Raw genomic sequence first — 13,845 nt, 5'->3', positions numbered from 1 at the left:
ATAAAGGCGCCGAAAGGCGCTTTTTTTATGCGTAGTATGGAGAGAAGTATGGCGATTATTCGTTGCCCAAAATGTGCAAAATCAATTTCAGATAAACATAAGCAATGTCCTCATTGCGAAAGCAACATTGCAGAGCTAAACGACGAGCAAGTTTTACAGCTTCAGCGCGAACAGCGAATTAAAAAAAAGCAGATGTTTATAAATCACTCCTTTTTGGCGCTTATCTTATTTTTAGGTGGTTTTTTCTGTTTGTACTTTTTACAACCGCAAGAAGAAACACTTCAGTGGTATGCTTACACTGCTGCAATAGGCATAGGCTGTATCTGGTACCTTATAAATCGTATTATTTTAGTGACTCTAAAAAAGAAAAAATGACATGAATATTGACAATCTTGTACAAAATATTACTCCCGAATTATTCGAACGCTTACAATACGGTGCTTCTACTGGCAAGTGGCCAGACGGTACCGTTTTATCAGATGAACAAAAGCAACAAACAGTGCAGTTGGTTATGTTGTATCAAGCAAAGGTGGCTCAATCAAACGAGCAATTTACGATTGGTGCTAATGGTGAAATGATCCAAAAGACAAAAGCTCAACTACAAAAAGAATTCAAATCAGACAACGAAATAGCTAGGTTTAGTGAACATGATCTTTAAGCACCTTTTTACACCTAAGTGGAAACACCCAAAGCAACAAGTACGTCTTGATGCTATCGAAAAATTAGACATTGAACGTGATGCAACCATATTAAACACGTTAGCACTTGAAGATAGCTCAGCTGAAATTCGCCGTAAAGCGCTGCAAAAGGTAAATAATTTGCCGCTATGGTGGAAAGCGTATAAACAAGATCAAGCATTAAAAGATATAGCAGAGCTGCAAATATCTAATGCTGTTTTAAATAGCGAAAGTACACTAACAGCGCAAATCAAAAGTGAATACATAGAGCGTTTTGCACCTGTTAAAACACTCGAAAAGTTAGCATTTGCAGAAAAAGAACTGCAAGTACGCGTTAAATTATTAAAACGTTTAGCAAATCCAAAATTAGTAGAAAAAGCATTTAAAGAAGGTGGCGAAGAGCTACAAACTCAGTTAGTTGAACTTGTTATTACCCATCAACTAATTAAGCCATTAGTAAAACATGCCAAAGGTGATGCAAAAACAGCACTTGAAACGCATATTGAAAATGAGCGTTTAGCAATTGAAATGCCACTTCAGGTTGAAAGTGCAACACGTGTTATTTTAGCTAAGTTAAATGCTTTACGTGAAAAAACAGATTTTGGTGTTGTAAATTCACAAGCCGGCGAATTAATGGCCCAGTGGCAAGCACTTGAGCTTAAATGGTTAAGTGATGAACGTGTAAAGCTTCTTGATGAAAAATACACTTCGATTACCACTAAGTTAGATGCACACATTGAACAGCTAAAAGCGGTACATGACAAAGAGCAGCAGCAATTAGCGCAACAACAGCGTCAATTATTAGCACTTGCAACACTTGAAGCTTTAGGTGAAGAAATTGAAAATGCTTTACAGCTTGGTCTTGAAACTCCAGAGCAAATTCAACAAGATTGGCTTGATGCAAAAGTAGCGCAAGCTAAGCAAGCTATTAGCGAAACAGAACTTGCTAATAATGCACAATCAAAACTCGCTGTAAGCAAGTTAGAAAAACTATTTACTCAAGTTGCTAAATTACCCGAGCTAACAACGGCTATTAAAGAGTACAAACTCGCTTTTGCAGCATTATGCGAAATTAAGCCAGCAGAAGATTTAGCACAATACGATGCAACTCTAACTGAATTTAATAATGGCTTTAAAGCAGCGCGTAATCATTTGAATATTTTAGATGGCGCACTGCAAAGTACCTTTAAAACACAGTTAAATGGGCATAAAAAGCAATTTTTAGCACCAATGAATGAGCTAGTTAAGCCACTTGAAAAAAACCAAAGCCAAGCAAAGCGCAAAGCTCGTGATGTTAAGCGCCTAATTGAAGAAGGTCGTTTTAATGTTGCTTTTGGCGTGTTTAAAGGCTTTGAAGAGTTATTTAATACACTTACTGAGCAATATCAGCAGCCACTTGTGAACATAAAAGCAGACCTTGAAGCGCAACTTGCAGATGCGAAAGATTGGCAAAAATACGCAGCAGCACCAAAGCGTAAAGCTTTATTAGAAGAAGTAAGTGCATTAGTAAGCGAAGAGTGTACAGACCCACAACAACGCGCAGAGCAAGTAAAAGCGCTACGTAAACGCTGGAATGAGTTAGGTCGTTTAGATACAGATGAAGAAAAGCTACAAGGTGTGCAGTTTGATGAACAAATCGAGTTGTTATTTGCGCCTTGCCGTAGTTACTTCGCAGAGCAAGAAGTGCAACGCGAAGCATCAAAAGCACAACGTGAAAGTATTATTAACGACATGCATGCGCTCCATTTTCAGCCTACTGCTGAGGATGACTTTGATTGGAAGCAATATGAAAGCCAATACAATCGTTTAAATAAAGCGTGGCGCAGTGTGGGTAAAGTTGACCCTAAAACATACCGTACACTAAACGATCGTTATAAAAATGAGCAACAACAAGTACTGGCTTTATTAAACGCATTTCATAAAAGTAATGCAGCACTTAAAAATGAACTAGTAGAAAAAGCGCAGCAATTATCACAAAGCGATGATTTAGCCGCTGCTTGCCAAGAGTTGAAGCAAATGCAGCAGCAATGGCAAACCATTGGCTTTGCTGGTTTAAAAGCTGAAAATGCGTTATGGCAAAAGTTTCGTCAGTATAACGATGAAACATTTACTAAGCGTAGTAGTGAGTTTGAGCAGCAAAAACTCGAGCAAAACGAGTCAGATAAACAAGCAATTGCAGAACTTGCTGAGCTTGAAGCAGCACTTAGTGATGTTAATCAAAGAGCGCAGTTGCACGACCTAGAAACAAAAGTGAAAGGGTACACGCAATTTAGATCGTTAGCGCCAAAGGTTACTAAGCTACTAGCTGCTATTGAAGATAAACTTGCATTGCTTACAAGTAAATCTGAGCAAGCTAATTTAGATGCATTAATTACTGCACTTGAAAACAATGAAGCGTTACCAAGTCAGTATCAAGCACCGCTTAAAACAACATTAAGTAAAGAGCAACTTATTACTCGCATGGAAATACTAGCGAACGTAAGTTCAACCGATAAGTCACTTAGAATGGCAGAACAAGTAGCCATGCTAGATGACAAACATCGTGGCGATCATGCTGATTTAAACTATTATTTAAAACAGTTATTAGCGCTCAGTGACGGTTCAGTTGAACCTGACACACTAACGCGACTTAAAGCGACACTTGCAGCTTAATAAAACCAGCATAATATGTGCTGGTTACTATTTTACTAAGCCGCTTTAATAGCGGCTTTTTTATGTATCACTAATTCATAAACAAAAGGGTTCTCATGAGAATTTTAGTTATTATTGCAGCGTTATTTTTAACTGCCTGTAATACCACGCAAGGCATATCAGTATATTCATTTACCAACTCTGAGGTTGAATCTGTACTGGGTAAGCAATTACCAAAGTTAAGTGAAAAAGTAAGCTTAATGGGTTTACCCGTTCAGTTTGATGTAAACGACTTAAGTGTCAACATTGGACCTGATAACCGCGATGTTGTTGTGCTTGGTGCCGATTCTAGCGCTGAAATTAATGCATTCGCACTTAAATACCCTGTGCGTTTAAAGCTGCAAATTGAAGGTAGCCCATTTTACGACAGTGAGAAAAAAGCAGTGTTTTTACGTAATATTAAATTACTTGATTCGAGTGTAGATGCCGGCGGTTTTAAAGGTAATTTAGGTGCGCTTGATAGCCAAGCAATGGATGTTATTAATGCTTTTTTAGCGGTAAACCCAGTTTATACATTAAACATGGATGACCCTAAAATGATGCTACTTAGTAAACTTCCACTTGATATGAAAGTGGTTGAAGGCGCAATTAAGCTAGTACCTCGTCTATAAGTAGATCTACCTACTTACAATATACGTATTGATTAGCCTGACTTTCAGGCTAATTAGGTTTTAATATTATGGCGGCTCCTCGAACTGTTCCCACTTCTCGGCTTTCCCGTTTTGCAAAATTAGGCTCACTTGCCACAGGTGTTGCTACCAATATGTTAGTTGATGGTGCTAAGAGCGCGCTAACCGGTAAAGGTTGGGACAATAAAAGTTTGCTACTACAACCTAAAAATATTGAAAAGCTAGCCACACAGCTATCTCATTTACGTGGTGCGGCAATGAAGCTTGGGCAATTACTTTCAATGGATGCCGGTGATTTACTTAGTCCTGAATTGGCTCAGTTACTTGCTTTACTGCGCTCGGACGCGAATCCAATGCCTCATAAGCAGCTTGTTGAGGTGTTAAAAGAGCAATGGGGGGATGAGTGGCTAGCGCGCTTTTCTCATATTGAGTTAAGGCCTTTTGCAGCGGCTTCTATAGGGCAAGTTCATTTAGCTTATAGAGAAAATGGCGATCAGCTTGCTGTTAAAATTCAATATCCTGGTATTGCAAAAAGTGTAGTAAGTGATGTAGATAACGTTATTTCTTTATTAACGATTTCTCGGTTATTGCCAAAAGATCTTAATATTAAACCACTTATTAGTGAGGCTAAAGCGCAGTTATTAGCCGAGGCTGATTATAAGCGGGAGGCTCAGTACTTAATACGTTATAAAAACGCACTAGCAAGTAATCCCCACTTTAAAGTGCCTAACGTATATCCAGAGCACAGTACACAACAAGTACTTACTATGGAATATATAAAAGCAGAGCCCATTGAGAGCATTACAGAGCTACCTGATAGTCAAAAAAGCTTTGTTGCAGAGCAACTTATTGATTTGTTTTTTAAAGAAATGTTTGAATTTAAATTAATTCAAACCGACCCTAACTTTGCCAACTTTCATTATCAGCTTGATACACAAAAAATTGTCTTATTTGATTTTGGTGCAACGCGAGAAATATCAACCGAGCTTAGCCGCACTTATTTAGCTTTATTTAAAGCGGGTAGTGAAAACAACAGAGAAGGTGTGCTTAGAGCGGCTTCACACATTGGTTATTTTAAAAATGACTTAGTTGATGAGTATAAAAATAACGTCATTGATTTATTCTTAATGGCGTGCGAGCCACTGAGAGCAGAGGGAGAATTTGATTTTAAAAATAGCGAACTAGCGCTCAAAATTAAAAATGCAGGGCTTGCTCTTAGTGCGCAATCTCAGCAATGGCATACACCGCCCGTTGATGCGCTATTTATTCACCGAAAACTTGCAGGACTTTACTTAATAGCCGCAAGGCTAGGTGCAAAAATAGATGTAAAAACGCTATTTCAGCACTATTTATAGCGTTTTAATTTACACGTAAGTGCATTTTAAGTAATGAGTGCACTTAATGTATAAAATTGCCATAATGCTCGCGATATTTCGCGAGGTGCATTTATGATAAAACAATTTTTAAACGATCCTAAATTATTGTTAAACGCAGTAGGTGAGGGCATATACGGTTTTGACCTGTCGGGTAATGCGGTGTTTGTTAATCCTGCCGCTGAGCGCATGACAGGCTGGCGAGCAGACGAGTTATTAGGTAAAAAAATACACCAATATCATCACCATACTCATGCTGATGGCACACCTTATCCCGCTGATGAATGCCAAATATATTGCACCATGTTTGACGGAAAACGTCGTGAAGTTAAAAATGAAGTTTTTTGGCGTAAAGACGGTAGCTCATTTGCAGTGGAATACACCTCAACACCTGTTTATAAAAATGATGAGTTAATTGGTGCTGTAGCGGTATTTCGCGATATATCACTGCAACAACAAACACAAAATGCTTTGCAAGAGGCACTTGAGCAAGTAAATCATTTAAGTGAGCAGCTCAAAGATGAAAACAACTACTTAATTGCAGAACTTAACGAAGATTGGCAAGACTCAGGGCTAGTTGGACAAAGTCATATATTTCAAACCATGTTAGATCAAATAAAACTGGTAAGTGAAACCGACAGCACAGTGCTTATACTTGGCGAAAATGGCACGGGTAAAGAATTAGTAGCTCGTAATTTGTATCGACTAAGCAAGCGTAGCGAACAAGCCTTTATAAAAGTAAATTGCGCCGCATTTACCCCAAGTTTGCTAGAATCGGAACTTTTTGGCCATGAAAAAGGCGCGTTTACAGGTGCCAATGAACGCCGTAAAGGGCGTTTTGAACTTGCTGATAAAGGCACCTTGTTTTTAGATGAAATAGCAGAGCTTCCACTTGAGGCGCAAAGTAAATTACTGAGAGTCCTGCAAGAACAAGAGTTTGAACGTGTGGGTGGCAGCAATACGCTAAAAGTAAATATTAGAGTGATTGCAGCGACTAACCGCGACCTGTGGGAAATGGTACAAAAAGGCACGTTTAGAATTGATTTGTATTATCGGCTTAATGTATTTCCTATAAAAGTACCCGCCCTTAAAGATCGAAAAGAAGATATTCCTTATTTATGCGCTAATTTAATTGCGCAGATAAATAAACGACTGGGTAAACACTTAAAAGGGCTAAGTAAAAAAGCAATTACACAGCTGCAAGCCTACAATTGGCCAGGCAATATTAGAGAGCTGCAAAATGTACTTGAACGCGAAGCTATTTTATCTAATCAGGCTGTACTTCAGCTAAGTCAGCCTTTACAAGCGGGTGGTGAAGTAGTTATTAACCCTTCACTTACGCTTGATGAGGCCCAAAAGCAGCATATAACCTCTGTTCTCGCGTTATCGCACTGGCAAATATCGGGTGATAAAGGGGCAGCAGTTAAATTGGGCTTACCTGAGAGTACACTACGCTCAAAAATGCGAAAGTTAGGGATTGCTAAAAATTCGTGATATATCGCGCAGCGCGTTTAATATCGCGAATTTTATTTTACTTCGTTGAAATAAAATGTTTAATATCAATGATGTAAGTAAAGTTTCAGCTTGGTCTGAAAGTTGCAAATACTTGCATAATACCCGTCATTATGAAGCAAGTACTATGAAGTTTGATATTAAAGAAGAAGACATGATCATTAAGCCCTATAACACCGAAGGGCCAATTTATATCCGCGAGCAAAAAGGATTTTTTCAGCGCATACGCCGTAATTTAGGTTGGCTGTTAATGCTAACTTTTATTGCAATACCGTGGATCCAATATAACGGACAACAAGCTGTGCTGCTTGATGTGGCAACGCAAACTTTTACTATTTTTGGTCTAACACTCCTTCCTCAAGATTTTATGATTTTAGCCCTACTATTTATGGTGGGGGCTTTTGCATTATTTTTTGTAACTAACTGGCTTGGTCGGGTTTGGTGTGGTTATACGTGCCCGCAAACTATATGGATGCTCATGTTTTCGTGGGTAGAGCAACGCATAGAAGGCACTCGAAATCAGCGAATTAAATTAGATAAATCACAGTGGACGCTAAGCACTTGGCGTAAAAAAATAACTAAGCACAGTGCATGGATTGTTATTTCAGTTTTAACCGCCACCTCGTTTATGGCGTATTTTATTCCAGCAAAAAGTTTGTATATGGAAATGCTTACGTTTGAGTGGTCAGGTATAACGAGCTTTTGGGTGTTTTTATTTGCTTTTTGCACCTACGGTAATGCTGGGTTTTTACGCGAGAAAATGTGCACAATTGCTTGCCCTTATTCTCGTTTTCAGGCTGTTATGTTTGATAAAGATACGTTGCTTGTTACATATGATAACGAGCGAGGTGAAAGCCGAGGACCACGTAAACGCAAAGCTGATCCAAAAGAGCTTAACTTAGGTGACTGTGTAGACTGTAACTTGTGTGTAGAGGTATGCCCTGCAGGAATAGACATTCGAAATGGATTGCAATATGAATGTATAAACTGTGGCTTATGTATTGATGCCTGCGACGATACCATGGAAAAATTTGGTTACGAAAAAGGCTTAATTAAATACGCGAGTGAAAAACAAATGGAAGGTAAAAAAACCAATCCATTTAGGTTAAAACTAGTAGGATACGGCGCATTAACGGCTTTGTTAATCATTTCTATGTTTGCATGGATGCTGCAACGTACACCAATAGAAGCCTCAGTACTACGCGATAGGAATGCGCTTTATAGAGTGAACTACGAGGGCCTTGTAGAAAACCCTTATACACTTACAATTATTAATAAAACGCAGCAAGCACTGCATTACAGTATTGCCATAGAGGGCTTGCCAGAAGCAACACTCTCAAGTCCAAGTTCTACACTTATACAGCCAGGAGCAATGAAAAGAGTCCCCGTTACTGTAACAGCCGATGGTTACAATATTGCGCACAAAGTGAGTAAGTTACAATTTATAGTATCAGCGCAAGAAGATGCCAGCATTACTATAACCAAAGACAGCCAATTTTATAAAAATTAGTACAGTATATAAGCTCTATATAAACAACGACTTGAGCTTTACTTAGCTCAAGTCGTTGTTTAATTCATTTGAAATAAAATTCTTTGCCGATTCTAGATTATCAAAAAGACAATCTTTGAAAGAAACGTCTCTTTTGGCGTTTTGCATTATTCGTTGCATTTGGCTTATAGCAATAGGTGATGTAAGCACAAACGCGCTAATTAAACAGTTATTCTGCTGCATGCTGTGGCTTATGGCTATCTTGCTCGGCCTGTGGGGTTGCTGCTACAACGTTTGATGAGTCACTTATATAACCCCATTTCTCGCCTTTAAATGATTGAATGGTTTCAAAAAGCGCTGTTTTAAAATTACTTAAAAGCTCAAGTTCTAGGTTTCCGCTAAATTGTGCAATAACTATATTATTTTCAAGCGATAAATTAACGTGTCCGTTTTTATTTTTGTATTCCATTAATACCTCCTAAATTAGCTTTTTATCTAAATTTAGTTTAGCAGCCAAGAGGGTAGAAGCGGCTGCAAACTTATTAAAGTGCTTTAATATAGTTAAGGGCGCTTTTAATAACGGCTACTTGTGCCAAAATACATTCTTCATCGGTGGCTGTTGGGCTATCTGGGTACACTTCTGTAGTAGTTACATAGGGTGCATCAGTAAAGCCCATACATAAACCTAAATCGCGTGCTGCATAGTTAATCACGCCAAATTGCTCTTGAGGTACGCCTATTAGCTGGTTATTTTCATCGCTCGGTGCAATATGAGTTACCTTTGCAACGCTTTCTATAATGACTTTTTGAAACTCCGGCTCAGGCTTTTTGGTATCTGCAACTAAATAAAACCCGTCAGGTATGTTCCAGTTAGTATTTGTAGTGCCTTCACGCGCAGCGAGTGCGGGTCTAAATTCACTGTTATCGCTATCTGTTGTTTCGTGTAAATCAATATGAGCGATTAAGTCAGTACCTAATGATTTTACAAACGCCATAATAGCGGCTGATTCTTGAGCTGGGCTGCCTTCGTAAAATGAGCGATTAGGATCAATAGCGTCTGGGTTCCAGCGGTTTATAGTCTCATATCCCCAAGGGCTAATGCAGGGGGCAACAATAATATTAAACTGTTCGCAATATTGCATAGCCGATGTTTTAGCAAACCTAAGTGCGCCATGTACGCCACTGGTTTCGTAGCCATGTACACCACCGGTGATTAAAACAGTTGGTTTATTAGCATTAAAGTTAGGCGTTTTTAATATATATAATGGGTAAGTGCCAGCGGTGTAATTAAGCTCGCCGTATTGCTCTATATCTAAGGTGCTTTTAAGGTCATTAATTAGCGTTACGACTTCGTTTTGGTAACTGCGTTTAATGTTTTGGCGTGCTAACCACTGGGCTTTATCGTTGTTATTCCATTTTTTGCCTGGTGTGCCAATAGGGTATGTGCTGTTAGTCATAATAAACCTTTATATCAATTGTTATTAGCTTTCCTATAAATAAGGAGGGCAATTACAATTGGTAGAGTTACTTAATAAAGGCGTAGCTTAACGCTGAGTAAATTAGCGTGCAAATTAAAACGTTAAAGTCATATTTTTAATAGCGCGTGATTGCTGGGCTTTAATATAACTTTGGTTTGCGAACTCACCCGAAATACTACCTAGTCGTTCACGCTTTACACTAACGGTTAAACTACACGTTTTACTTTGATCTACTTGCGAGCTGCTAAACATATCTAAGCTTTGCAAATCTATTTCAAGGCGCGAAGTACTAAGCTCACAAAGCATTGATTGTAAAAGTGTTTCATTATTATTGTTAGTGCAGCTACTGCTAAGTTCTACTTGGCTAGTACTATTGGGATCAGTGCCATCTAACTGAACTGTAAGGGGACTATTAATACTAAAAGTTTGGTTGTTACTCGGGGTTAAAATAATAAAATTTAAAGGTAGCTCCACACTTGAATTCGCATTTATGCCATCGTCTCGTTTAAATTTTATATCAAACTGTTGATTATCGTCAGTGGCATTTATATACGCTTGGTAATCAACGTCTAAAAAGTCGGTATCTTTTGTAAGTACAATAGCAGTGTTATTAACAACAGCTTGTAATGAGTCGCTATCGCTTAAAACAATGTTTGAGCCATTAGCATCTCCCGCATTTAGCTCTGCGTTAACACGCGTGCGGTTACCGTCAGAAACCAGCTCAAAGCCTGCCCAAATTCCTTTTGTTTTTACTAAATTCGATTCTGTTTCTGTTGTACAGGCGCATAATAATAAAATTAAAGCAGTTGTGGTAATGCACTTTTTAAGCATGTTAGCTCCTTTTAACCACTGAATTAGCTATAAGTAATTGTTTAATTGCGGATATACCTAGTAAATATATTAAGTGTATTTGTGCATTGTTACACAACACGCTATTTGTAAATGTTTAAAATTGTTAATGGTTGTGAGTAAAATGATAATATTAAGTTTTAAAAGTCAGCCTGCTAAGAGGTTGCTTTATAAATGACTACTATTTAGCGTTAAATGTAATATAAAAGAGTATGTTACAATCAAGTCAAAGCATATCTTCATATTGAGTATTATGGCGCAGTATAATGCTACTCCAAGTTGGCTAGGCCGTTTTTTTACCCGTATTAAACACGTAACTTTTGAACAAGAGCACCTTGTTGTGCATTTTAGACGTGCTCCTGCACGAACATTTTTAATTAAAGACTTTTATAATTACTCAACACTTAAAAACCGTTTATTTAGTGCCAAAATTAATTTGTGCGACAGCAGCAATACATCAATTAGCTTTTTAAACAAAGCACAAGCTAATACTTTAAATACTGCCATTAATACGCAGTTTTCGGCCATGCTTGAGCAAAAGGTAAATAACGCCAAAACTTTGCTAAAGCGTTATGCTTTAGATGAGTTTTTACGTGATAGTTCCATGAATACACTTAATAACGAGGTATTTTTACTTGCTAAACAGTACGCTAAAAGTGCAAATACATGGCAACAACACTTATCGTCAAGTAGTCTTAAATTTTTAAATATACTGAGCACCACACCCAATTCCCTTGATGCTATTGCACAGTTGCGCCATAAATATGAAAAAAAACAACTAATACTTAAAAATGATTTTTTTAATCAAGTAGAGTCAAATCCATTAACAACAGAACAGCGTTTAGCAGTAATACGCGATAACGACAAAAACTTAGTATTAGCGGCAGCAGGCACAGGTAAAACATCTGTGATGGTAGCAAAGTCGCTAGATTTAATAGCGTGTGATATTGCAAAGCCCGAGCAAATTTTGGTGCTGGCCTATAATAAAACAGCAGCTAATGAGCTTAAAGAGCGCTTTATTAAACGCGCAACACATGCAAAATTACATACCAAAGCACCCACTATTTTAACGTTTCATGCGCTTGGGCTTAAACTATTACAAAGCGCTAAAAAGCCAATCGAATTGTCAAAATTTGCAACAGACCCAGTTCAATTAAATAGTTGGTTAACTGGATGGGTAAGTAAAAAAATACAAACTGAACCACAGTTTTTAAAAGCATTTATAGATTTACTCCATGAGCCGATTGATATATTTAGCTTTAAAGATAAGACACAGTACGAGCGATACGTACGCGATAACGAATACCGTAGTCTTGCGGGTCATAAGGTAAAAAGTTACCAGGAAGTGTTAATTTCAAACTGGCTACATTTGAATTGCGTACCGCACAGTTATGAGGTGAATTATCACTTTAATCAAGGCGCAGAGCTAAGTGGGCAATATAAGCCAGACTTTTATATACCTCAATACGATATTTACTTAGAGCACTTTGGTATTGATAGGCAAGGGAATACACGTGCCGATATTGATAAAAAACACTATAACGAGCAAATTGCATTTAAGCGTAAATTACATAAACAAAATGGCACCACCTTACTCGAAACCTTCCATTACAATTGGGTAGAAGGAAAGCTTGAGCAAACTCTCGCAAAGCAATTAAAGCAGCATAATGTTGAATTAACACCTTTAAGTAACGACGAAATATTTCATACTTTAAACAACTCAGGGCAGTTACAGCAAGGGATTGATAAGTACATAAAATGCTTACAAGCTATTCGAGTGGAGCAGCTAAGTAATAAGCAAATAGCACAGCGCATTAAGCAAAGTGGTATTAAAAACTATCAACAATATGCAAACTTGTTAGTGCAAATTCATGACGCTTATATAAATGAACTAAACACGCAAAATGCCATTGATTTTGACGACATGATTATTCAAGCAACAAAGGCAGTAGTAAGCGGAGATTTTAATATTGTGTGGAGCCACATTTTAGTTGATGAATTTCAAGATATATCAAGCGCGCGTATGGCTTTTTTAAATGCCATATTAAAACATGGTAACGGAATACGCTTTACAGCCGTAGGTGACGACTGGCAGGCAATTTACCGGTTTTCGGGTGGTAATTTAGCGCTTACCACACGCTTTAATGAATTAGTGGGCAGCCACTCACTTACCATGTTGCAAAAAACATTTAGATATAACAATAGTATTAGTGATGTAGCAGGGCGTTTTGTAATGCAAAACCCTGAGCAATATAAAAAGCAGATCAGCACACATACACAAGTAACTACACCACAAGTCATTTTATTAGACGATTTATACCAAGGTACTAAATCGGTAGAAATAAAAGTACAGCAGAGCATAAGCACTATTAAAAAAAACGATGCATCAGCGAGCATTGCCATCCTTAGTCGATATAGGTACATGTTAAATAGCGTGCAGCGGCATTTAAAAGGGAAAAAGCATACAAACCCTCTTTATTTTTGGACATTGCATAGCGCTAAGGGGCTTGAAGCCGATTACTGTATTATTATTGGTTTTGAACAAGGTAAATTAGGGTTTCCTAGCGATAATCAAAATAACGTGCTGGTGGAGTCGTTATTACCAGAGCAAGATGAATTCACTCACTCAGAAGAAAGGCGTTTGCTTTATGTAGGTATTACGCGCGCAAAACATAAAGCGTATTTAATTGCAGACCCTTATGCATGCTCAGCGTTTGTAAAAGAACTAGTAAATGACGATTATCCTATTCAAATCGGCTCCACGTTGTTTAATAAGTCGCAACTAAAGCAAAGAGAGTGTAATACGTGCAGCGACGGATTAATTGTGCCAAAAACGGGTCAGTATGGTGATTATTATAGCTGTACTAATACGCAGATTTGCGAAACTAAACTACGAGTGTGTAAAAGCTGTAGTAGCCCATCAGTTGATAAAAGCACGTATTCACAATGTGTGAATACAGAGTGTAAAACGCAGCATCCAATTTGTGAAAAGTGTGGTCGCGAAATGCGTAAACGTAAATCTAAGCACGGTGAATTTTTAGGATGCAGTGGTTTCGCGCTTAAAGAGGATAACTGTAAAAACACTCGAAAAATGAATGTTTAACGGCTAACGAGCAGGTATACACCTGTCTATTTTATAGAACAATG

General features: G+C 38.0%; 11 protein-coding genes. 8 read left to right on the top strand and 3 right to left on the bottom strand.

Going from position 1 to position 13,845, the window contains the following annotated elements:
* The first annotated feature begins 48 nt into the window (after window positions 1-48).
* The 7 genes from ABX891_RS11560 (at window position 49) to ccoG (ending at window position 8,392) form a co-directional block, all read left to right on the top strand.
* Entirely contained in the window at window positions 49-375 is a 327-nt protein-coding gene (locus ABX891_RS11560; RefSeq protein ID WP_002960680.1) for a hypothetical protein, read from the top strand.
* Window position 376: 1 nt separating this feature from the next.
* Window positions 377-658 (top strand): YeaC family protein, encoded by a 282-nt coding sequence (locus ABX891_RS11555; RefSeq protein WP_007378333.1) that lies wholly within the window; start codon window positions 377-379, stop codon window positions 656-658.
* A complete protein-coding gene (locus ABX891_RS11550) occupies window positions 648-3,329 on the top strand; it encodes a DUF349 domain-containing protein (RefSeq protein ID WP_354629543.1) in 2,682 nt (893 codons plus the stop codon). The genes ABX891_RS11555 and ABX891_RS11550 overlap by 11 nt, the downstream gene beginning before the upstream one ends.
* Window positions 3,330-3,424: 95 nt before the next feature.
* Window positions 3,425-3,979 (top strand): YceB family lipoprotein, encoded by a 555-nt coding sequence (locus tag ABX891_RS11545; RefSeq protein ID WP_002960677.1) that lies wholly within the window; start codon window positions 3,425-3,427, stop codon window positions 3,977-3,979.
* A 68-nt stretch (window positions 3,980-4,047) separates the two neighbouring features.
* Entirely contained in the window at window positions 4,048-5,352 is a 1,305-nt protein-coding gene (locus tag ABX891_RS11540; RefSeq protein WP_354629542.1) for an ABC1 kinase family protein, read from the top strand.
* Between the two features lie 93 nt (window positions 5,353-5,445).
* Window positions 5,446-6,864: a sigma-54 interaction domain-containing protein gene (locus tag ABX891_RS11535; protein WP_354629541.1), complete on the top strand. Its 1,419-nt coding sequence runs from the start codon at window positions 5,446-5,448 to the stop codon at window positions 6,862-6,864.
* 145 nt (window positions 6,865-7,009) lie between these two features.
* Window positions 7,010-8,392, top strand: coding sequence for a cytochrome c oxidase accessory protein CcoG (gene ccoG / locus ABX891_RS11530; RefSeq protein ID WP_354629540.1), 1,383 nt, complete (start codon window positions 7,010-7,012; stop codon window positions 8,390-8,392).
* A 208-nt stretch (window positions 8,393-8,600) separates the two neighbouring features.
* Here the strand turns inward: ccoG and ABX891_RS11525 are convergent, their stop codons facing one another.
* From ABX891_RS11525 to ABX891_RS11515, 3 genes are all read right to left on the bottom strand, one after another.
* Window positions 8,601-8,840, bottom strand: coding sequence for a hypothetical protein (locus tag ABX891_RS11525; RefSeq protein ID WP_354629539.1), 240 nt, complete (start codon window positions 8,838-8,840; stop codon window positions 8,601-8,603).
* Between the two features lie 73 nt (window positions 8,841-8,913).
* The gene (locus ABX891_RS11520; protein WP_354629538.1) at window positions 8,914-9,828 is read right to left on the bottom strand and encodes a M14 family metallopeptidase; all 915 of its coding nucleotides are present in this window, start codon (window positions 9,826-9,828) and stop codon (window positions 8,914-8,916) included.
* A 114-nt stretch (window positions 9,829-9,942) separates the two neighbouring features.
* A complete protein-coding gene (locus ABX891_RS11515; RefSeq protein WP_354629537.1) occupies window positions 9,943-10,680 on the bottom strand; it encodes a hypothetical protein in 738 nt (245 codons plus the stop codon).
* Window positions 10,681-10,951: 271 nt separating this feature from the next.
* Between ABX891_RS11515 and ABX891_RS11510 the strand changes: the two genes are divergently transcribed.
* Window positions 10,952-13,801 carry a UvrD-helicase domain-containing protein gene (locus tag ABX891_RS11510; protein WP_354629536.1) on the top strand — a complete coding sequence of 950 codons (2,850 nt, stop codon included), beginning with the start codon at window positions 10,952-10,954 and terminating at the stop codon, window positions 13,799-13,801.
* The last annotated feature ends 44 nt before the right edge of the window (window positions 13,802-13,845 follow it).

The sequence above is a fragment of the Pseudoalteromonas sp. NCIMB 1079 genome, from assembly GCF_040567695.1.
GTDB lineage: Bacteria > Pseudomonadota > Gammaproteobacteria > Enterobacterales > Alteromonadaceae > Pseudoalteromonas > Pseudoalteromonas distincta.
Note: the sequence above shows the minus strand (reverse complement) of the source record. Positions and strands in the feature narration are given on the sequence as shown.

What these genes read in the sequence shown, in the direction of transcription:
- ABX891_RS11560 (WP_002960680.1), top strand. Translation starts at nt 49, where the DNA reads ATGGCGATTATTCGTTGCCCAAAATGTGCAAAATCAATTTCAGATAAA.
- ABX891_RS11555 (WP_007378333.1), top strand. Translation starts at nt 377, where the DNA reads ATGAATATTGACAATCTTGTACAAAATATTACTCCCGAATTATTCGAA.
- ABX891_RS11550 (WP_354629543.1), top strand. Translation starts at nt 648, where the DNA reads ATGATCTTTAAGCACCTTTTTACACCTAAGTGGAAACACCCAAAGCAA.
- ABX891_RS11545 (WP_002960677.1), top strand. Translation starts at nt 3,425, where the DNA reads ATGAGAATTTTAGTTATTATTGCAGCGTTATTTTTAACTGCCTGTAAT.
- ABX891_RS11540 (WP_354629542.1), top strand. Translation starts at nt 4,048, where the DNA reads ATGGCGGCTCCTCGAACTGTTCCCACTTCTCGGCTTTCCCGTTTTGCA.
- ABX891_RS11535 (WP_354629541.1), top strand. Translation starts at nt 5,446, where the DNA reads ATGATAAAACAATTTTTAAACGATCCTAAATTATTGTTAAACGCAGTA.
- ccoG (WP_354629540.1), top strand. Translation starts at nt 7,010, where the DNA reads ATGAAGTTTGATATTAAAGAAGAAGACATGATCATTAAGCCCTATAAC.
- ABX891_RS11525 (WP_354629539.1), bottom strand. Translation starts at nt 8,840, where the DNA reads ATGGAATACAAAAATAAAAACGGACACGTTAATTTATCGCTTGAAAAT.
- ABX891_RS11520 (WP_354629538.1), bottom strand. Translation starts at nt 9,828, where the DNA reads ATGACTAACAGCACATACCCTATTGGCACACCAGGCAAAAAATGGAAT.
- ABX891_RS11515 (WP_354629537.1), bottom strand. Translation starts at nt 10,680, where the DNA reads ATGCTTAAAAAGTGCATTACCACAACTGCTTTAATTTTATTATTATGC.
- ABX891_RS11510 (WP_354629536.1), top strand. Translation starts at nt 10,952, where the DNA reads ATGGCGCAGTATAATGCTACTCCAAGTTGGCTAGGCCGTTTTTTTACC.